Source organism: uncultured Roseobacter sp. (genome assembly GCF_947495025.1).
GTDB lineage: Bacteria > Pseudomonadota > Alphaproteobacteria > Rhodobacterales > Rhodobacteraceae > Roseobacter.
On the sequence record NZ_CANLXG010000001.1, the window covers coordinates 462,153 to 481,145 of the forward strand.

An 18,993-nucleotide genomic window follows, 5' to 3' on the forward strand; every position below is an offset into this window, starting at 1 on the left:
CGACATGATCCGTGTTCTCCTGCGTCTGGCGTTGTTTACAGCGGCAGTCGCAGGGCTGGCATTCTGGGCTGTAACACGTCCCGCGACGCTTCCCGCTGACACAGCACTGCCTGCGGGCGATCCCGTGAACGGTGCGCTGGTTTTTGCGGCCGCCGGCTGTGCCTCCTGTCATGCAGAACCCGGCAGCGGTTCACCCGACGCGCCGGTATTGTCAGGCGGGCGCGCTTTCAAAACCGACTTCGGCACATTTTATGCGCCCAACATCTCACCCGACCCGGATGCGGGAATCGGCAGCTGGACAGAGGTGGACTTTGCCCGGGCGCTGACCAAAGGTGTCTCTCCGGACGGCCAGCACTACTATCCGGCGTTCCCCTATACGGCCTATGCCTTTATGACGCCGCAGGACACCGGTGATCTGCTGGCCTATATGCGCACCCTGCCCGCGTCGCCCACGGTCAGCCAGCCGCATGATCTTGGCTTTCCCTTCAGCATCAGACGGGGTCTAGGTGTCTGGAAAGTGCTCAATCAGAGTGCGGACTATCATCTGCAGGGGGAACTCTCCGAACAGGAAGTACGCGGGCGCTACATCGCCGAGGGGCTGGCCCATTGCAGCGAGTGCCACACAGAGCGCGATGCGCTGGGTGGCCTGAACCGCAGCCGGTGGATGGCAGGGGCGCCGTCCCCTACGGGCAAGGGCCGCATCCCGAACATCACGCCTGGAGTACTGGGCTGGTCAGAGGCTGATCTGACAGCCTATTTCACCAGTGGGCTGACACCCGAATATGACAGCGCCGGCGGTGATATGGCCGTCGTGATTGAGAATCTGGCGAAGCTGCCCGAAGCGGACCGCGCTGCGCTGGCGGCCTATATGCTGCGGATCGAAACTGTACGCTGAGCCTCAGCCGAGGCCCAGTTTCTTGTTCCGGGCGGCCCTCAGGCGCGCGAAATCGTCGCCCGCGTGATAGGATGATCGCGTAAGCGGTGTGGCCGAGACCATCAGAAACCCTTTGCCATAAGCCGCTTTCTCGTAGGATTCGAACTCATCCGGCGTCACAAAACGGTCCACCCGGTGGTGTTTGGGCGTCGGCTGCAGATACTGGCCAATGGTCAGAAAATCGATGTCGGCGGCGCGCATGTCTTCCATCACCTGGATGACAGACTGCCGGTCCTCACCAAGACCGACCATGATGCCGGATTTCGTGAACATCGACGGATCCAGCTCCTTGACCCGCTGAAGCAGACGCAGCGAATGAAAGTAGCGCGCACCCGGACGGACCTCAGGGTAGAGGCCCGGCACGGTCTCCAGGTTGTGGTTGAAAACATCGGGCCGCGCTTCGACCACGACCTCCAGGACCGCAGGGTCGCAGCGGATAAAGTCAGGTGTCAGAATTTCAATCGTTGTATCCGGGCTGCGGTGGCGGATCGCGCGGATGGTCTGCGCAAAGTGATCCGCGCCGCCATCCTCGATATCGTCCCGGTCCACCGAGGTGATGACGACATGGTTCAGGCCCAGTTTCTCAACGGCATGTGCCACACGTCCCGGCTCGAAGGCATCCAGTTCTTCCGGTGGTTTACCGGTTGCGATGTTGCAGAAGGTGCAGGCGCGGGTGCAGACCTCGCCCATGATCATCATGGTAGCGTGTCCCTGGCTCCAGCATTCACCGACATTCGGGCAGCCTGCTTCCTCGCAGACCGTCACCAGATTGTTCTCGCGCATGATCCGCGCCGTATCGGTATACCCCTTGCCGCCCGGCGCCTTGACGCGGATCCAGTCCGGTTTTTTCGGCTGCGGATTGTCGGGCCGGCGTGCCTTTTCAGGGTGACGCTGAGCGGGAATTTTCAGATCGCGGGTGGCCATGGCGGGTCTCCGGTTGGATTTCCACCTGTCTAACGCTTTTGACCCGTGTGGTTCAACCGGCGGGACTGTCGCAGGGCGCATAGCTGCCCTGCAGCGCACGCCCTGTGTATGTCAGCCGATCAGCGGGCCGCCTGGGCCAACAGTTTCGTCGTAGTGGCGCTTGAGACGCATCAGCGCGATACGCAGCACGATCTTGCCCGAGCGCGCCGACCAGCCCAGCTTTTTCTCAGCGGTTTCAAGCCCTTCAAGATAGCAGCAGCAGCGCAGTACAACATCTGACAGGCCAGGACCAAGATCTGCCAGCGCATCCGCAACGCGTTTGCGGGCATTTGCAGGCCCGTCCCCCACACCACTGTCAGGCACATAGCTGCCGCGCCCGCCGGCCGTCAGGAACCGGTCCCAGTTCTGGGCAACACGCGGCCCCATCTGAGCCAGCTCAAAGTCTTCTCTCAGGCGTTCGCCCACGGTGACGAGATCGTCACTCAGAAAATTCTCGCCGTTTTTGTCCCGACGTCGCGCCAGAGCTGTCAGCGGGCTTTCTGCGAGGTTGTAGCGCATGCGCCGCGGGCGACCGGTGTCTGTATCGGGCAGTGTTTTTTCGCCCCAGTCACGATGCTGCTCTCCAAAACCTGCCTGCGCATCTGCGAAGCCTGGCACTTTGGTATCGTCGCCATGCTCCAGCATGGTTTCAAGCGCTGTGCGTCCGGCAGCAGTGATCGAATACCGCGTGATACGGCCTGATCTGGCGGGCGTGATCCAGTCTTTGAGGGCCAGCGCTTCGGCGACAGAGCGTTCCACCACGCCTGTGCGCGTGGCCTGTCCTGCAGCGCCATCACGGACAATTACCGCTTTTTCCATATCAGTTGCCACTGCGAGAACCGCGCCTTTTTCGCAAAGACGACGCAGTACGCGGCGCGCTTCGGCCATCAGCATCGCATCATCGGTGCTGCTGTCGGAAGAAGAGATTTTTTGTTGGAAACTCATACGTAACGGATCCTTTTCAAACTCATGGTCAGGACGCGGGCTGTGAAAGTGGACCTGACCCAGGGTACGGAGTGCCGCGTCGACCAGCGGGTCATCACGGCGTGTCTCGATGCGCCGGATCTGACGCAGAACAGTAGAGGCGTGGCATCCGGCCGCACGGGCCAGAGCCCGGATCGGCAGACCGGCCTCTGTATGGGCCAGGTACATCTGTGCGGATGCCGGAACCCAGTCTGGCATTGACGTCTCTTCTGTGGTCCTGTCCGGGACCAGCGGATAATCCTCAGGTGTCATCATAACCTACCGTAACCATTCCCTGCCACGAGTTGCATTCAGACTTCGAACGCAACCTAGAGGAGAATATGGTTACCTGATCGTTAATATCCGGCATTCCCGATAGTATTGTATCTATTGGATAAACAGTATTTAAACCAACGCACGGTATCTTGCACGAATACGCAACAGTCCCGCCACATTGTGCGCGGTCAGACTTTATTCACCACTCTTAACAGAACCCTGGCATCCCGGTACGTGCGCAGCCCGCCTGGCGCAACACCCGGAAAGGTTGTGCCATAGTGTCTTCATCCGGTTGCAGTGGGGGCTGTGACCGCACAACAAAGGAAGATACCCATGCAAGACGTTCTCTCGATGCTCCACGCGCTGCGCCGTCCACCACTTCTGATGCGCGCTGCAAGGATCGGCGCCGAAGACTACAGACGCCCGGTTCACCTGCCGCGGCTTCTGGGGTACGGCAACCTGCCCCGCCACAGTGCCGCTCTGCTGCGCCTGATGGAAATCGAGGCGGGGCTGAACGTGCAGCGCCTCAACAGCGACACCGCCTACAGCCTTGTGCGCCATGTGGATGTTCTGATCGCCATGCTCGGCGAAGCCCGCGTGCTCAAAGCCTCACAGGCAGCCTGAGATCACATAAAGCTGTCGGGTACTTCGGCCTTTTTGCGCGTGACATAGTCAGACAGTGCTTCACTGACCGCAGGGTCCAGGGCCGGCTGCTGATAATCACCCAGTAGTTTTTCGACCCGCTCAGACGCGAGCGTCTGCGTATCGCGCCCGCCTTCGTCTTCCCAGGTCTCGTAGGGTTTGTAGTCCAGCAGGTCCGATTTCCAGAACGCGGCTTTGAAATTTGCCTGCGTATGTGCGCACCCAAGGTAGTGACCACCCGGTCCGACCTCACGGATAGCATCCAGCGCCTGCGCGTTCTCATCCATGCTGACGCCCTGTGCCAGGTGATGCAGTGTCCCGAGCTGATCCGCGTCCATCACAAATTTCTCAAAGGACGACACCAGCCCGCCTTCCAGCCAGCCGCAGGAATGAAGCATAAAGTTCACACCTGACAACAGCCCCATGTTCAGGCTGTTCGCCGTCTCATAGGCCGCCTGGGCGTCGGGCAGCTTCGAGCCACAGAACGACCCGGCGGACCGGTAAGGCAACCCAAGACGCCGCGCGAGCTGTCCTGCACCATAGGTGATATGCGCAGCTTCCGGTGTGCCGAAGGTTGGCGCACCTGAATTCATATCAATCGATGTCACAAAGGCCCCCATGATCACCGGCGCACCGGGACGGATCAGCTGGCTGTAGGCAATACCAGCCAGAACCTCTGCCAGCACCTGTGTCAGCGTGCCCGCGACCGAAACCGGCGCCATGGCACCGCCGACGATAAAGGGCGAAATGATGCAGGCCTGATTGTTCTTTGCGTAAACCTCGAGCGCACCCATCATCACATCGTCAAACGTCATCGGCGAGTTGATGTTGATGAGCGAGGTCATCACCGGATTGTTCTGAACAAAGTCTTCTCCGAACAGAATGCTGCACATATCCACGCTGTCCTGCGCGCGGCTGGGCTCGGTCACCGACCCCATGAACGGCTTGTCGCTCAGCGTCATATGCGCGTGCAGCATATCAAGGTGGCGCTTGTTGACCGGAATGTCGGTAGGCTCACAGACCGTGCCGCCCGAGTGGTGCAGCCACTTTGACATATAGCCCAGCTTCACGAATTTGCGGAAATCTTCCATCGTTGCATAGCGGCGCCCGCCACTGGCGTCCCGCACAAAGGGCGGGCCATACACCGGCGCAAGCACCAGATTACGGCCGCCGATCACAACGTTGCGGTCCGGGTTACGCGCATGCTGCGTAAAGCTGGACGGTGCCGTTTTGCACAATTCACGCGCCAGACCGCGCGGGATCCGGACCCGTTCACCGTCAATGTCGGCTCCGGCTTCTTTCCAGCGGGCCAGTGCTGCCGGGTTCTCGACAAAGTTCACACCAATCTCTTCCAGCACGGTCTCGGCGTTGTGCTCGATGATCTGCAGCGCTTCCTCGGTCAGAACCTCGAAATCGGGGATATTGCGCTCGATATATTTTGCGGTCTCAAAAGACACTGCGCTGCGGGCTGCACGTCGTGCCGCACCACCGCCGCCACGTGCCCGTCTGCGTTCTGCTCCAGCCATGATCCCACTCTCCGTTCGGTGTATCTGGCCCCGGTGTTACCCTGGGCATGCGCAGCCCCCCGCACCGGTTGCGGCGAAGCAGAGAAAAAAGCGACATTCCCCTGCAACAGAGGCCCTCGGGACTGCAGGACAGCGATGGTAAGACCCGTCACCACGCTTTGACCGCTTACAGCGAACCGGTTACGCTTGTGGTGATTTCAGATGTTTTTTTTGGGGGTCTTTATGAAACACAAATCTTTTTTCACGCTCATTTTCGCATTTTTCTTCTGGGCCACCGCATCACAGGCAATCACCTTTATCAGTGCACGTGCTGAAAACGGTGCGGACACGACCGTTATTTTCCTGCACGGCTTTGTCAGTGATGCCAGAACGGCCTGGACGCACCCTGCTTCCGGCAGTTATTGGCCAGACTTTTTCCGGACGGACACGGACCTTTCTTGGTTCAACAGCGCTGTGGTGAGCTATTCAACGTCACTCAACGATCCCAATCTGGGTATTGACGATGTAGCCACCGACGTAACGCGAGAACTCCAGCGTTTTCTGCAGAACCGCCCCACGGGAGAGAAAATCATTTTTGTCGGGCATAGTCTCGGCGGGATTATCGCGCGGAAATCGATTTTGCAGGATCAGGATATCGCGGATCGAACTCTGGCGCTCATAACGCTTGGCACACCAATGGCAGGATCGGGGCTAGCCACGTTTGCAATCTGGCTCGGTTTTCAGGGCGGCATCGTCGACGAACTGCAACGCAGCAGAGACAGTAACTACCTCGGCAGTTTCGAGCGGCAATGGACGAATGCCCAGAACCAAATGCGAATTCCTGTTCATTGTGCAGGAGAAGACAAAGATGTCGTCGGTGACAGCCTTGGCGCGCTGATGGTCGTGCAGGCAAGAAGCGCAGGCCTTACTTGTACAGATTTTGACGTTCTTTCAGATCAAGACCACCAGAGCCTGGTAAAGCCTGAGGATACCAGTGACGACATCCACAAATGGCTGAAGGAACATCTGCAACGCTACTGAACCTCTGACCGGAATACATCTGTGCTGCGCCACCAGCAGGTGCTGCGTTTGCAGCCCTGGCCCGCCCAGATCCCGGGCCCTTGTTCACTATTCCCCGCAAGCGCGATTCCCCGCAAGCGCGCGCCGGGGGCTTGCCACCGGCACCCCCTGCCCCTAATCAGCGCACATGAGCATGATTGATCACGACCGCCTCCTCATCATCGACTTCGGCAGCCAGGTCACGCAGCTGATCGCGCGCCGCCTGCGCGAGCTGAGTGTCTATTGCGAAATCCATCCCTATCAGAACGTCTCGATGGAGATGATCCGCGACATGGGACCGAAAGCGATCATCTTCTCTGGGGGCCCCGACAGCGTGGTTCGGGATGGCTCCCCGCGCCCGCCCGAAGGCATCTTTGAATATGGCGTGCCCATCCTGGGTATCTGTTATGGCCAGCAGGTCATGATGCAGGAACTGGGTGGCCGGGTTGAGGGCGGCAAAATTTCAGGCGGCGGCGGAACGGCCGAATTCGGCCGTGCATTCGTGACGCCTGCCGGATCGCTCGATCTGCTGGAGGGCTGGTTCGATGGCGGACCAGAGCAGGTCTGGATGAGCCACGGCGATCATGTGGCCGAACTCGCCCCCGGGTTTGAGGTCTTTGGTACCTCGCCCAATGCGCCCTATGCGATCACGGCCGACCCCACGCGGCATTTCTATGCGGTACAGTTTCACCCCGAAGTACACCACACACCACGCGGGGCGAAACTCTATGAAAACTTTGTGCGTCTTGCAGGCTTCACCGGCGACTGGACCATGGCCGGGTACCGCGAACAGGCGGTTCAGACGATCCGCGACCAGGTCGGCGACAAAAAGGTGATCTGTGGTCTGTCGGGCGGCGTTGACAGCTCGGTTGCCGCAGCGCTGATCCACGAGGCAGTTGGCGACCAGCTGACCTGCGTTTTTGTGGACCACGGCCTGCTGCGCAAGGACGAGGCGCAGGAAGTCGTGACGATGTTCCGCGACAACATGAACCTGCAGGTCATCCACGCCGATGAGAGCGATCTTTTTCTGGGCGAACTCGAGGGCCAGTCTGATCCCGAGACCAAACGCAAAATCATCGGGCGGCTCTTTATTGATGTGTTCCAGAAATACGCAGACGGGATCGAGGGCGCGGAATTTCTGGCCCAGGGCACGCTCTATCCGGATGTGATCGAAAGCGTCAGCTTCTCGGGCGGGCCATCCGTCACGATCAAATCGCACCACAATGTGGGTGGCCTGCCTGAAAAGATGGGTCTGAAACTGGTTGAGCCACTGCGCGAACTCTTCAAGGATGAAGTGCGCGCTCTGGGTCGCGAACTGGGCCTGCCGGCAAGCTTCATCGGACGCCACCCCTTCCCCGGGCCGGGCCTTGCAATCCGCTGTCCGGGCGAGATCACCCGCGAAAAGCTCGACATCCTGCGCGAGGCTGATGCGGTTTATATCGACCAGATCCGCAAACACGGGCTGTATGATGATATCTGGCAGGCGTTCTGCGCCATTCTGCCGGTCCGGACGGTGGGTGTCATGGGCGACGGGCGGACCTATGATTTCGCCTGTGCGCTGCGGGCGGTCACGTCAGTGGACGGTATGACGGCGGACTACTATCCGTTCAGCCATGAGTTTCTGGGGGAAACCGCCACGCGGATCATCAATGAGGTGCCGGGCATCAACCGGGTCACCTATGACATCACCTCAAAACCGCCGGGCACCATCGAATGGGAATAACGCCCGGCTGCGGTGACATCCTGTGAGCCCGACCCTCAAAGCCTGTCTGTGGATGATCGGCTCCATCGCTTCGTTTTCTTCCATGGCGGTTGCGGGGCGCGAACTGTCCACCTCGCTCGATACCTTCGAGATCATGATGTACCGCAGCATGTTCGGCCTTGTGATCGTGCTGCTGGTGGCAGGGTTTGCCGGTACTCTGGCTCAGATCAGCACAGGACACTTCCGGCTGCATCTGGTGCGCAACATGGCCCATTTCACCGGGCAGAATCTGTGGTTCTACGCGGTCACAGTCATTCCGCTGGCGCAGGTCTTTGCACTGGAATTCACCTCTCCGCTCTGGGTGATTGTCCTGTCACCCCTCGTGCTGGGAGAGCGCCTTACTGCGATGCGCGGGCTGGCCGCTGTTATGGGATTTACCGGGATTCTGATTGTTGCCCGGCCTGACATGGCGGGCATCAATGCCGGTGTGATCACCGCGGCCTCTTCAGCGATTTTTTTCGCTCTGACGATCATGCTGACCAAGAAGCTGACCCGGACACAAAGCATCACCTGCATTCTGTTCTGGCTGACAGCCATGCAGCTGGTCTTCGGGATTTTTGCCGCAGGCTATGACGGAGACGTGGCGATCCCCACGGCCGGCGCGCTGCCTCTCGTGTTACTGATCGGCGCTGCGGGTCTGATGGCCCACTTCTGCATGACAAACGCGCTGTCGCTCGCACCGGCGACGGTGGTGGTTCCTGTCGACTTTTTCCGTCTGCCCACCATCGCGGTGGTCGGCATGCTGCTGTATCAGGAACCGCTGGAAATTCAGGTTTTCATCGGCGCGCTGATTATTTTTGCGGGAATATACCTCAACCTCTGGTCCGAAACGCGCAGACGCAATTAGTTCTACGTAACGTCACAATGACCTTTTCCCCTGCGTCAACAATTGACCGGCGACGGAATCGTGCTTACCTGCGCCCACTTTTGAGCAATGGTGCGAGAAAACGATAACCGATCTTCTGGGGAGGAGATTTCATGCGAGTATACATCGGAAGTGTAACAGCTTTGTGTCTGGCGGCGGGTGGCGTCCAGGCAGGCGGGATCGACCGCTCCGGCCAGTCAATTGACGCGCTCTTTGAACAGGGTCGCTACGCTGAATTCAGCTTTACCGGCGTCACACCGGATCTGACCGGCGTTTCGCTCAACCCGATCCTGCCTACTGGTTCAGGCTCCGGTGATATCGCACCAAGCTATTTCCGGTTCGGTGCCGCGTACAAAGCAGACATTAACGAAACATGGTCCTATGCGCTGATCCTCGACGAGCCTTTCGGCGCCGATGTTGATTACCCCGGTGGTACCGGATATTTCGCCAACGGTTCCGGCGCAAATTTCGAAAGCTATGCACTGACCGGGCTTCTGCAGTATAACACCCCGTCAGGGTTCTCGGTATATGGTGGTCTGCGCCTGCAGTCTGTAGAGGCCAGCGTCAATATCGGGCTGACCTCTCCGGTCCCCACGATCGACGCAATCGATTATGCCGCAGATGCTGACGTGCATTATGGCATCGGTTATGTGGCCGGCGTCGCTTATGAGCGGCCCGACATCGCATTGCGCGTCTCGCTGACATACAGCTCTGAGATCTCGCACGACGTTGATACTGTGGAAACCCAGCCTGGCCTTCCGACAAGGTCAACGTCGACAGAGTTTGAAACACCCCAGTCCGTCAACCTGGCATTTCAGACCGGTGTTGCACCCAAAACGCTCGTCTTTGGCGGCATCCGCTGGGTCGACTGGTCCGACTTTGCGCTTGACCCGTCACTTTATACGACGCTGACAGGTGCAAATCTGCTGAGCTACGAGGAAGACGTTGTCACCTATACCCTTGGCGTCGGTCACAAGATCAACGATACCTGGTCGGTTGCCGCGACAATCGGATATGAGGAGAACACGCAGAACCTCTTCACCAACCTGGGTCCTGCTGACGGGCAGGAAAGCATCGGTCTGGCCGCTATCTATACCCGCGGCAACATGAAGATCACCACAGGTGTGCGCTATGTAAGAATTGGCGACACAACCACAGGTCTTTTCGGCTCTCCAGCCGCCGCCTTCAATGACAACGATGCCATCGCCTTTGGCGTCAAGGTTGGCTTTAACTTCTGATCGTACCAACAGATACTACTAAACGCCCGCCATCGTGCGGGCGTTTTTTTTGCGCATGATCCGGGTGGCACTCCCACCGGATTTCGCTCAGGGTCAGCGCATGACCGAACAGAAATCAATATCACTGCATGCCTGGGGGCTGCTGTTGCTGCTGGGCATCATCTGGGGCGCGTCTTTCGTGTCCATCCGTGTGGCACTGGACGAAATCGGCCCGCTTACGTCCGTGGCGCACCGTACGTTCTGGGCCATGGCCCTGCTCTGGCTGGTGGTGCTGGTCATGCGCCTGCCAGTCCCGCGCGATCCGGGCATCTGGCTCGCATTTCTGGTGATGGGCCTGCTGAACAATGTGATCCCGTTCGGGCTGATGGCCTGGGGACAGCTGCATATCGAAAGCGGGCTGACGTCTATCCTGAACGCATCGACGGCGATCTTCGGCGTACTTGTTGCTGCGCTGTTCTTTGCCGATGAACGGCTGACGCTGCGCAAACTCACCGGCGTTTTCCTTGGATTTTCCGGTGTTGCCGTGGCCATTGGTCTGGAAAACCTGCGCAGCTTCAACCTGCAGTCACTCGCCCAGATCGCGGTGATCGGCGGGACGCTGTCCTATGCCCTTGCCGGCGTCTGGGCGCGCCGGCACCTGGGCGGCCTGAGGCCACAGGTGGCAGCAGCAGGCATGCTCACCGGTTCGACTCTGGTCACCCTGCCACTGGCTCTGGTATTTGAAGGACCTATCACGCTGGCGCTCGAGCCACGCACAATGTGGGCCATCGGGTATTATGCTCTGGTCGCCACGGCGGGCGCCTATCTGCTCTATTACCGCGTGCTTGCACTGGCCGGGAGCGGGAACCTGATGCTGGTGACCCTCCTGATACCGCCGGTCGCCATTGTGCTGGGTGCGCTGATGCTGGGAGAGACCCTCAGCCCGAACGCCTATGCCGGTTTCGCACTGCTGGCCTGTGGTCTGATCATTCTCGACGGCCGTGTCCTGCCCGCACGGCGCAGGAGCACACCAGCGGCCACAGATTGACGCCTTGCCCCTGCAAGGCTAGGACCGTGCTGAGGTTTTCAGCACAACAGGCGGCGCCCATATGCTCTATTCTTCTGCCAGCGAATGGCGTTCCGCACGGCGCCGGTCTGTGCTCGTGTACGGCATGTCCGGGCTGGGCAAGACCCATATGTCCAACCTGCTGCGCGCCAGCGGATCATGGTTTCACTACTCCATCGATTACCGCATCGGTACGCGGTACATGGGCGAATACATTGCCGATAACGCCAAAGCCGAAGCGATGAAGGTACCGTTTCTGCGCAATCTTCTGATGAGTGACAGTATCTACATCGGCTCCAACATCACCTTTGACAACCTCAGCCCTGTGGCAACATATCTCGGCAAGCCCGGCGATCCCGAACGCGGCGGTCTGCCGATGGCGGAATACGCGCGGCGCCAGGAACAGTTCCGGCTGGCCGAAATCGCGGCCCTGCGGGACACTGCGCGCTTTGCGCAGCGGGCCGAAGCCCTCTACGGCTATCCGAACTTCATCTGCGACACAGGCGGGTCGATCTGCGAATGGGTGGACGCCGGTAATGACGACGACGCGCTGATGCGCGAGTTGTCCGCGAACTGTCTGATGATCTGGATCCGCGGCGATGACGCCCATACCGCCGAACTGGTACGCCGGTTCGACAAAGCGCCTAAACCGATGGCGTATCAGCCAGAATTCCTGGCACGTGTCTGGCAGGAATATCTGAATGAAAACAAATGCTCAGAGGTGACTGTTAATCCTGATGATTTCATCCGTTATACCTATGCGCGCGCGCTCGCACACCGCCAGCCCCGTTACGAGGCAATGGCGCGCTGGGGCATCACCGTCACCGCTGATCAGGTCGCTGCGTTACAGACACCGGAAGACTTTGATGATCTGGTGGAGAGCTGCCTGTAACGACACGCACAGCCTCGTGAAAACGCGCCTCTTGAGACAGAGCCCGCAAAGAGCTATCTGACCAAGCTCAACCCGGAACCGGAAAAAACCTATGCCGATCAAGATCCCCGCCGACCTGCCTGCCTATGACGTGCTGACGCGCGAGGGTGTGATGGTCATGGACCCGGATCAGGCTGCGCGCCAGGATATCCGGCCGCTGCGCATCGGGCTGCTAAACCTGATGCCGAAGAAAATCCAGACCGAGAACCAGTTCGCCCGCCTGATCGGTGCAACACCGCTGCAGATTGATCTGACGCTGATCCGGATGTCCGAGCACCAGACAAAGAATACCGCAGCCGAACATATGGCCGAGTTCTACCGGCCTTTCCAGGACGTGAAACACGAGAAGTTCGACGGTCTGATCATCACCGGTGCGCCGATCGAGCACCTGGCCTTTCAGGATGTAACCTACTGGGAGGAACTGCGCGAGGTAATGGACTGGACGCAGACCAACGTGCACTCCACCTTTGGTGTGTGCTGGGGTGGTATGGCGATGATCAACCACTTTCACGGCGTGAAAAAACATATGCTGGATGCCAAGGCATTCGGCTGTTTCCGGCACCGTAATCTGGCACCGGCCTCTCCCTATCTGCGGGGGTTTTCGGATGACTGTGTCATACCGGTTTCGCGCTGGACAGAGATGCGCCAGGACGAGATTGACGCCGCCTCTGGCCTGCGGACACTGCTTGGCAGTGAAGAAGCCGGACCCTGCCTTGTCGAAGACCCCGGCCACCGCGCGATCTATATCTTCAACCACTTTGAATACGACAGTGATACGCTGAAACAGGAATACGACCGGGATGTGGCAGCGGGCACGCCGATCAATGTGCCGATGAACTATTATCCGGACGATGATCCGTCGCGTACACCGCTGAACCGGTGGCGCAGCCACGCACATCTGCTTTACGGCAACTGGCTGACAGAGGTGTATCAGGATACACCCTACGATATCGATGCGATCGGGACGTAGGCCTGTGGTCCTTCTGCTGCTTTGCGGTCTGGCGCTTTTTGCCGTCGTGCAGTGGCGTGCCGGTGCCAACGAAAAGGCAGCCGAGGCCGCCTATCCACCGTCGGGGCAGTTTGTCGACATCGACGGAACCCGGATTCATATGCATGTATCCGGCGCGGGACCCGATGTTGTACTGATCCATGGTGCAAGCGGCAGCCTGCGCGATGCGACATTCCGTCTGGCCGGTCTGCTCGAAAAGGATTTCCGGGTGATCGCCATGGACCGACCGGGCATGGGCTGGTCTGACCGTCCGCCGGGGTATGGCGGCATCTGGAACGTAGCCCCTGAACCGCCTGCCCTGCAGGCGCAGCTGCTGCAGAAGGCCGCGGATACCGCCGGGGTCACGAACCCTGTGGTTGTCGGCCATTCCTATGGTGGCGCTGTGGCCCTGGCCTGGGCGCTGGAGCGGCCCGAAGACACCGCCGCTCTTGTACTGCTGGCCGCGGCATCAAATCCCTGGGAAGGTGACCTTGGCGCATTGTACCGGATCAATTCCTCACGGATCGGAAGCGCCTTTGTGATCCCGCTGATTACGGCGTTTGCACCCCGCAGCACTGTCGAAGACACCGTCTCGTCAATCTTTGAGCCCCAGGAGGTACCCGACGGCTACCTGGAACATTTCGGCCCGCAGATGACGCTGCGCCGAGGCACCATGCGCGCAAATGCTCAGCAGGTGAACGGCCTGCGCCCCTTTATCGTTGAAATGTCCCGGCAGTATAACACGCTGAAAATGCCGGTAGAAATCGTGCATGGCACCGAAGACACCATTGTTCCGCTGCACGTTCACTCCGAACCACTGGACAGCCAGATCGACAGTGCCGTCCTGACCAGGCTCGAAGGTGTGGGCCATATGCCACAACATGTCCGCACTGAAGAGGTTCTGGCGGCCATCGGCCGCGCGGCGGCGCGTGCGGGTTTGCGTTAATCCGATTAACATCCCATATATAAAGCGCAATACTTCAGCGGAGGCCCCATGGACCTGCCCTTTGACGGCGCCATCAGCGCTTTTTTCGAAAATGAAGCGCCGGATCAGGTGCGCAACGCAATCCGCCGGCAGGAGTCCGGCCCGATTCTGGATATTTCCTATCCCCATTCCGAGCGGCTGGCGCGCAAACCCTATGAGAAAGATCTCGCAGCGCTTCAGATCGAACTGGTCAAACTGCAGGCCTGGGTCAAAGAGACCGGCGCGCGGATTGCCATCGTTTTTGAGGGCCGCGACGGGGCGGGCAAAGGCGGCACAATCAGCCGCTTCCGCACCAACCTCAACCCGCGTGGTGCCCGCGTGGTCGCGCTGTCCAAACCGACGGAAACGGAACGCACACAGTGGTATTTTCAGCGCTATATCAATCACCTGCCCGCAGCCGGAGAGATCGTTTTCTTTGATCGCAGCTGGTACAACCGGGGGGTGATTGAACCTGTCTTCGGGTTCTGCACCGACGAACAGCGCGAGCATTTCTTTGCTCAGGTCAGGCCCTTTGAGGACATGCTGGCAGACGATGGTATCCACCTTGTGAAGTTCTGGCTGAACGTCGGGCGCGCCGAGCAGCTGCGCCGTATGCTGGCCCGCGAAAGCGACCCGCTGAAACAATGGAAACTCAGCGGCATCGACGTCAAGGGACTGGGCAAATGGGATGCGTATACACATGCGATCTCTGACACGCTGAAACGCAGCCACAGCGCCGACGCACCCTGGACAGTGGTGCGGTCCGATGACAAGCGTCGCGCCAGGCTGAATGCCATCCGTGCAGTGCTGCACGGTCTGGATTACGACCGCAAGGACACCGGTGCTCTGGGTGCCATTGATACAAAAATCTGCGGCGGTCCGGACATCTGGAATGCCTAAACGCGGCTATCACCACGGCAACCTGCGGCAGGCGCTGGTAGATGCAGCCCTTGAGCTGATTGAGCTGCGCGGGCCGACCGGTTTTACGCTGTCCGAGGCCGCGAAACAGGCTGGTGTCACGCCCGCGGCGGTCTATCGCCACTTTGAAGGCCGCGAGGATCTCATCGCCGAAGCCGCGCGCCAGGGCTATGAGATTTTCGCGGATCTGATGGAATACGCCTATGAAAAAGGCCAGCCTTCAGCGCTCGCCGCTTTTTCGGCAACGGGGCGCGCCTATCTTGCCTTTGCGCGTAAATACCCGGGCCATTACATCGCTATGTTTGAAAGCGGGATCAGTGTGAACCGCACGCCTGAACTGGCCGCTGTGTCTGCGCGCGCAAACGCCGTACTGGAACGGGCTGCGACCGATCTGAGTGAACACATTCCGGAAGAAAAACGTCCCCCTGCTTCGATGTTTTCAGCGCATATCTGGGCCATGAGCCACGGCGTCGTGGAGCTTTTTGCACGGAACTCGCCCGGGCGCGCATCACCTTTCCCACCGGAGGACCTGCTGGAGACCGGTATCGGGATATACCTGCGTGGTCTGGGCCTGATCACGCCGGACACCTGAAGTCCCTCAGAGACGCAGTTTACGCACGCCGTAGATCAACAGAAGTACAGCCCCGGCGGACGCAAACATAAAGGGCAGACGCAGGGCCAGCTCACGTCCCAGCGAGGGTTCGGCAAGGGTCACGATCCATCCCCCCAGCAAGGCACCGACCGGCATCATGCCCCAGCCGAAGAAGCGATAGAGTGCGTTGACCCGCCCGAGCAGCGCATCCGGTATGCGCCGCTGGCGGTATGAGACAGTTACGATATTCCACATCAGGGCCGAGAACACCTCGATGAAGAGCGCACCGGCGGCCACAAGGGGGCTGGCCGTCAGAGAGAGAATGACGAAGGGCAGACAGATCAGAACCAGTGCAATGATCACAGCCCTCTGACCGCCGATCCGCGCAATGATCCGCGGCCCGAGGACACCCCCAAGAACGCCTCCGGCGGCGCCAAACGCCATCATTATGCCGTGCTGCGCCGCGCTCAGACCCAGCACTTCCTGCGAAAACAGGATCAGAATGGTCATGGCCATGACCGAGATACCGTTGATGAAACCAAGCATGATCGCCAGTCGGAAAATGGTCGTACTGCCCCGCATCCACTGCCAGCCCTCGACCATTTCCGGCCAGATTTTCCGGCGCGGCGGATCAGGCCGCTGTGGAATGGCAATGCACCATACGAGGAGTGCCGCGACACCGAATGTCACCGCATCCAGAGCAAAGGGCGCGGGCACGGCCAGCGCGATCAGCAGACCTGCGAGCGGCGGCCCCACAAACGAGCCCATTACCTGCTCTACACTCCACAACTGCCCATTGGCTGTCTCAAGTTCTGACTTCGCCACGACCGAGGGCAATACCGTTTGCGCGGCGTTGTCCCGGACAACTTCTGCCGTTCCCAGCAGCATACCCAGCGCCGACAGTGCCAGGATATAAACCAGCGGATCACCATCCGGCGGGAAGGCGGGCACCGAAAAGATGAGCGAGATCACGCCACAGGTCAGCACCAGCCGGAACAGATCCGCCCGGACCATCAGTAAGCGGCGGTCATACCGGTCCACCAACACGCCGACGGGCACCGAAAACAAAAGCCATGGAAGGGTCGTGGCAAAGGCCACCAGGGCGACCAGCGCCGGATCGCGGGTGATCAGGGTAGCCAGCCAGGGAAAGGCCAGCGCAGACACGCCGTCGCCAAGGTTGGAGACAGCCGTCGCAGAGAACAGAAGGCGGAACGACCGGTTTTTTGCAAGCAGTGCCATGGCGCCAGAAGAGACCCGCACGATGCCCGTGTCAAACGCTTAGCAATACGAAGAAAGCCGGCAGTCAGAAGCTGCGCGCAAGCGAGAGATTGCCCTCAACGTTGATCAGCTCCATCGAACCCAGGCCTTTGATGTCATAGGCGCCAATCTCTTCAACCTGGAAACCGTCGATCAGGTCGTATTTCATCTCGACAGGTGCCACGATTTTCATCGGGTGCGCAAAGACCTCCAGCCTTGCGGCCATATTCACCGCGGGGCCGAAAACGTCATAGACGTATTTCTGAACACCGACCACGGAGCCCACGGCTGCTCCACTGCCGATGCCGATCCGTGCCTCCCACTTGAACCGGTGGCTCTGATTGCGGCGTTCCAGAAAGCGCAGAAACCGTACGGCACAGTTGGCAACGGCCGAGGCATGATCCGGTGTCTCGTCGGGCATTCCCGCAACCGCCATATAAGCGTCGCCGATGGTCTTGATTCTCTCGACACCGAACTGCTCGCTGATACGGTCAAAAGCGGTAAAAATATCGTTCAGCTCTCCCAGCGTGACAGTGGGATCGTTCTGCTCAGTAAAATCAGTGAAACCCACGAAATCGAGCATCAGAACCGAGACGTTCCGGTACAGCTGCGGCGTCACCACACCAAAGGTTTTGAATTCCTCGTATACCTTTCGCGGCATGAGATTGAGGAGCAGCTTTTCCACCCGCTCCTTTTCGCGTTCCAGCTGGCGGGTATTCCGCTCGACCATTTTTGAATAGCTGTCGATCATCTGCTCAAGCTCGCGCATGCGCGTGATGTTCTGGCATTCGGCGACAATCATTTTTTCGCCTTCAACCTCGGCAAGGTGCAGGCTGACAGAGATAACAAGTGTCCGGCGACGCGGTTTAACCTCGACCTCGCCGGTAAAACGGCCCGTTTCGCGCAATGCTGTGCTCGCGGATTCGCGGATGGCCTCAATTGCTTCAGACAATGCGCCCGGTTTCCTGGGGTCGCCAAACCAGTCAGCAAAAGCGGCATTGTGGTAGTATACCGTCAGATCGGACCAGCGCAGAATGGCAATCCCGACACCGATAGATTTCAGAAGCTGCTCATTGATCGTGGTCAGCGGGTTACCGGTCATTGCACACCCGGACGCAGAATAAAGCCCCGGCGGGCCTCGAATTCGCGGGTCACTTCACGGATATCGCGGTCGTCCATGCCATGTTCGCGCATTGCCTCGCTGAGCAGGCGGACAACTTCATCAAATTCTGCAACCGATATATCAATGGCATGATGCACATGGGCCAGGCGGTCGTCGGTCATCGCCGAAGGGCCACCCATGAGAGCGGAGACGAACTTTGTCTGATGGTCCATCAGACGGGCCATATCAATGTTGTCAAAGTGGTGACCAACGATATCGCTGTCCAGGATCATCTCGTAGAACGTCAGAACCACCCGGCTGACTGCGCCGAACCCACCGTATTTCTGGAAAGTGCTGGACATAATTCTGAACCCGGTTCCCGGTACCGTTGTACGGCGAAGACCCGAAGCGTGCAAGAACACCGCGCCATAGCATACCCCTGAACCAGAAAGGCCGCTCACAGGAGCGGCCTTCAGGTAACAGTCTATGGTCCGGCTTAACGCTTGGAGAACTGGAAGCTCTTACGCGCTTTGGCCTTACCGTATTTCTTGCGCTCAACAACGCGGCTGTCGCGTGTGAGGAAACCTGCAGCCTTCAGGGCACCGCGCAGGGACGGGTCGTAGAGCTGCAGCGCTTTGGAAACGCCGTGCTTGACCGCACCGGCCTGACCGGACAGACCGCCGCCTTTGACCGTGGCAACCACGTCAAACTGGCCTTCGGTGCCGGAAACAGTGAAGGGCTGTGCCAGAATCATCTGCAGAACAGGCCGCGCGAAATATTCATTCTGCGGCTTGCCGTTTACAGTAACCTTGCCGGAACCTGGTTTAATCCAGACGCGTGCAACAGCGTCCTTCCGTTTGCCTGTCGCATAGGACCGGCCAAGCGCGTCACGCACGGGCTCGCGGGTGATGACTTCGGCCTCAGGGGCTGCGGCCTCAACGCCGGCCACCTGGCCCAGCTCTTCGAGTGTGTTGATTTCTTCAGCCATC

General features: G+C 59.4%; 19 protein-coding genes. 12 read left to right on the plus strand and 7 right to left on the minus strand.

Annotation, left to right across the window (positions count from 1 at the left end; all coding sequences use genetic code 11):
- The first annotated feature begins 4 nt into the window (after positions 1 to 4).
- Positions 5 to 895: a c-type cytochrome gene (locus Q0792_RS02250; RefSeq protein WP_298835988.1), complete on the plus strand. Its 891-nt coding sequence runs from the start codon at positions 5 to 7 to the stop codon at positions 893 to 895.
- Positions 896 to 898: 3 nt separating this feature from the next.
- Here the strand turns inward: Q0792_RS02250 and lipA are convergent, their stop codons facing one another.
- Together lipA and Q0792_RS02260 are read right to left on the minus strand one after the other, a co-directional pair.
- Entirely contained in the window at positions 899 to 1,858 is a 960-nt protein-coding gene (gene lipA / locus Q0792_RS02255) for a lipoyl synthase (protein ID WP_298835990.1), read from the minus strand.
- Between the two features lie 111 nt (positions 1,859 to 1,969).
- Entirely contained in the window at positions 1,970 to 3,079 is a 1,110-nt protein-coding gene (locus Q0792_RS02260) for a DUF6456 domain-containing protein (RefSeq protein ID WP_298835992.1), read from the minus strand.
- 390 nt (positions 3,080 to 3,469) lie between these two features.
- On the opposite strand from Q0792_RS02260, the gene Q0792_RS02265 reads away from it, so the two are divergent.
- Positions 3,470 to 3,760, plus strand: a complete 291-nt coding sequence (locus tag Q0792_RS02265) for a DUF6477 family protein (RefSeq protein ID WP_298835994.1) — start codon at positions 3,470 to 3,472, stop codon at positions 3,758 to 3,760.
- Between the two features lie 2 nt (positions 3,761 to 3,762).
- Here the strand turns inward: Q0792_RS02265 and Q0792_RS02270 are convergent, their stop codons facing one another.
- On the minus strand, positions 3,763 to 5,304 hold the full coding sequence (locus Q0792_RS02270; RefSeq protein ID WP_298835997.1) for a trimethylamine methyltransferase family protein: 1,542 nt from the start codon (positions 5,302 to 5,304) through the stop codon (positions 3,763 to 3,765).
- Positions 5,305 to 5,526: 222 nt separating this feature from the next.
- On the opposite strand from Q0792_RS02270, the gene Q0792_RS02275 reads away from it, so the two are divergent.
- The 10 genes from Q0792_RS02275 (at position 5,527) to Q0792_RS02320 (ending at position 15,645) form a co-directional block, all read left to right on the plus strand.
- A complete protein-coding gene (locus Q0792_RS02275) occupies positions 5,527 to 6,324 on the plus strand; it encodes an alpha/beta hydrolase (protein WP_298835999.1) in 798 nt (265 codons plus the stop codon).
- Positions 6,325 to 6,490: 166 nt separating this feature from the next.
- The gene (guaA, locus tag Q0792_RS02280; protein ID WP_298836001.1) at positions 6,491 to 8,065 is read left to right on the plus strand and encodes a glutamine-hydrolyzing GMP synthase; all 1,575 of its coding nucleotides are present in this window, start codon (positions 6,491 to 6,493) and stop codon (positions 8,063 to 8,065) included.
- Between the two features lie 22 nt (positions 8,066 to 8,087).
- The gene (locus Q0792_RS02285) at positions 8,088 to 8,951 is read left to right on the plus strand and encodes a DMT family transporter (protein ID WP_298836003.1); all 864 of its coding nucleotides are present in this window, start codon (positions 8,088 to 8,090) and stop codon (positions 8,949 to 8,951) included.
- Positions 8,952 to 9,082: 131 nt separating this feature from the next.
- A complete protein-coding gene (locus Q0792_RS02290) occupies positions 9,083 to 10,207 on the plus strand; it encodes an OmpP1/FadL family transporter (protein WP_298836005.1) in 1,125 nt (374 codons plus the stop codon).
- 100 nt (positions 10,208 to 10,307) lie between these two features.
- Positions 10,308 to 11,234, plus strand: coding sequence for a DMT family transporter (locus tag Q0792_RS02295; protein WP_298836007.1), 927 nt, complete (start codon positions 10,308 to 10,310; stop codon positions 11,232 to 11,234).
- 61 nt (positions 11,235 to 11,295) lie between these two features.
- On the plus strand, positions 11,296 to 12,144 hold the full coding sequence (locus Q0792_RS02300) for an ATPase (protein WP_298836008.1): 849 nt from the start codon (positions 11,296 to 11,298) through the stop codon (positions 12,142 to 12,144).
- A gap of 91 nt (positions 12,145 to 12,235) precedes the next feature.
- Positions 12,236 to 13,153 carry a homoserine O-succinyltransferase gene (metA, locus tag Q0792_RS02305; RefSeq protein WP_298836009.1) on the plus strand — a complete coding sequence of 306 codons (918 nt, stop codon included), beginning with the start codon at positions 12,236 to 12,238 and terminating at the stop codon, positions 13,151 to 13,153.
- A complete protein-coding gene (locus tag Q0792_RS02310; protein WP_298836010.1) occupies positions 13,137 to 14,117 on the plus strand; it encodes an alpha/beta hydrolase in 981 nt (326 codons plus the stop codon). Before metA ends, Q0792_RS02310 begins: the two co-directional genes overlap by 17 nt.
- Before the next feature lie 48 nt (positions 14,118 to 14,165).
- Positions 14,166 to 15,035, plus strand: coding sequence for a polyphosphate kinase 2 (ppk2, locus tag Q0792_RS02315; RefSeq protein ID WP_298836012.1), 870 nt, complete (start codon positions 14,166 to 14,168; stop codon positions 15,033 to 15,035).
- Positions 15,028 to 15,645, plus strand: coding sequence for a TetR/AcrR family transcriptional regulator (locus Q0792_RS02320; RefSeq protein ID WP_298836014.1), 618 nt, complete (start codon positions 15,028 to 15,030; stop codon positions 15,643 to 15,645). Before ppk2 ends, Q0792_RS02320 begins: the two co-directional genes overlap by 8 nt.
- Before the next feature lie 6 nt (positions 15,646 to 15,651).
- Here the strand turns inward: Q0792_RS02320 and Q0792_RS02325 are convergent, their stop codons facing one another.
- From Q0792_RS02325 to rpsI, 4 genes are all read right to left on the minus strand, one after another.
- Positions 15,652 to 16,884, minus strand: coding sequence for an MFS transporter (locus Q0792_RS02325; protein WP_298836016.1), 1,233 nt, complete (start codon positions 16,882 to 16,884; stop codon positions 15,652 to 15,654).
- Between the two features lie 64 nt (positions 16,885 to 16,948).
- Positions 16,949 to 18,004, minus strand: a complete 1,056-nt coding sequence (locus Q0792_RS02330; protein ID WP_298836018.1) for an adenylate/guanylate cyclase domain-containing protein — start codon at positions 18,002 to 18,004, stop codon at positions 16,949 to 16,951.
- Positions 18,001 to 18,366, minus strand: a complete 366-nt coding sequence (locus Q0792_RS02335) for a group 1 truncated hemoglobin (RefSeq protein WP_298836020.1) — start codon at positions 18,364 to 18,366, stop codon at positions 18,001 to 18,003. Before Q0792_RS02335 ends, Q0792_RS02330 begins: the two co-directional genes overlap by 4 nt.
- Before the next feature lie 134 nt (positions 18,367 to 18,500).
- A complete protein-coding gene (gene rpsI / locus Q0792_RS02340) occupies positions 18,501 to 18,992 on the minus strand; it encodes a 30S ribosomal protein S9 (RefSeq protein ID WP_298836022.1) in 492 nt (163 codons plus the stop codon).
- Position 18,993 lies beyond the last annotated feature (1 nt).

Bases quoted from the DNA above. Each gene is read 5' to 3' on its own strand.
- Q0792_RS02325 (WP_298836016.1), bottom strand. From the start codon at position 16,884: ATGGCACTGCTTGCAAAAAACCGGTCGTTCCGCCTTCTGTTCTCTGCG.
- metA (WP_298836009.1), top strand. From the start codon at position 12,236: ATGCCGATCAAGATCCCCGCCGACCTGCCTGCCTATGACGTGCTGACG.
- Q0792_RS02270 (WP_298835997.1), bottom strand. From the start codon at position 5,304: ATGGCTGGAGCAGAACGCAGACGGGCACGTGGCGGCGGTGGTGCGGCA.
- Q0792_RS02320 (WP_298836014.1), top strand. From the start codon at position 15,028: ATGCCTAAACGCGGCTATCACCACGGCAACCTGCGGCAGGCGCTGGTA.
- Q0792_RS02330 (WP_298836018.1), bottom strand. From the start codon at position 18,004: ATGACCGGTAACCCGCTGACCACGATCAATGAGCAGCTTCTGAAATCT.
- rpsI (WP_298836022.1), bottom strand. From the start codon at position 18,992: ATGGCTGAAGAAATCAACACACTCGAAGAGCTGGGCCAGGTGGCCGGC.
- Q0792_RS02265 (WP_298835994.1), top strand. From the start codon at position 3,470: ATGCAAGACGTTCTCTCGATGCTCCACGCGCTGCGCCGTCCACCACTT.
- lipA (WP_298835990.1), bottom strand. From the start codon at position 1,858: ATGGCCACCCGCGATCTGAAAATTCCCGCTCAGCGTCACCCTGAAAAG.
- Q0792_RS02300 (WP_298836008.1), top strand. From the start codon at position 11,296: ATGCTCTATTCTTCTGCCAGCGAATGGCGTTCCGCACGGCGCCGGTCT.
- Q0792_RS02275 (WP_298835999.1), top strand. From the start codon at position 5,527: ATGAAACACAAATCTTTTTTCACGCTCATTTTCGCATTTTTCTTCTGG.
- Q0792_RS02295 (WP_298836007.1), top strand. From the start codon at position 10,308: ATGACCGAACAGAAATCAATATCACTGCATGCCTGGGGGCTGCTGTTG.
- ppk2 (WP_298836012.1), top strand. From the start codon at position 14,166: ATGGACCTGCCCTTTGACGGCGCCATCAGCGCTTTTTTCGAAAATGAA.
- Q0792_RS02335 (WP_298836020.1), bottom strand. From the start codon at position 18,366: ATGTCCAGCACTTTCCAGAAATACGGTGGGTTCGGCGCAGTCAGCCGG.
- Q0792_RS02250 (WP_298835988.1), top strand. From the start codon at position 5: ATGATCCGTGTTCTCCTGCGTCTGGCGTTGTTTACAGCGGCAGTCGCA.
- guaA (WP_298836001.1), top strand. From the start codon at position 6,491: ATGAGCATGATTGATCACGACCGCCTCCTCATCATCGACTTCGGCAGC.
- Q0792_RS02290 (WP_298836005.1), top strand. From the start codon at position 9,083: ATGCGAGTATACATCGGAAGTGTAACAGCTTTGTGTCTGGCGGCGGGT.
- Q0792_RS02260 (WP_298835992.1), bottom strand. From the start codon at position 3,079: ATGCCAGACTGGGTTCCGGCATCCGCACAGATGTACCTGGCCCATACA.
- Q0792_RS02310 (WP_298836010.1), top strand. From the start codon at position 13,137: ATGCGATCGGGACGTAGGCCTGTGGTCCTTCTGCTGCTTTGCGGTCTG.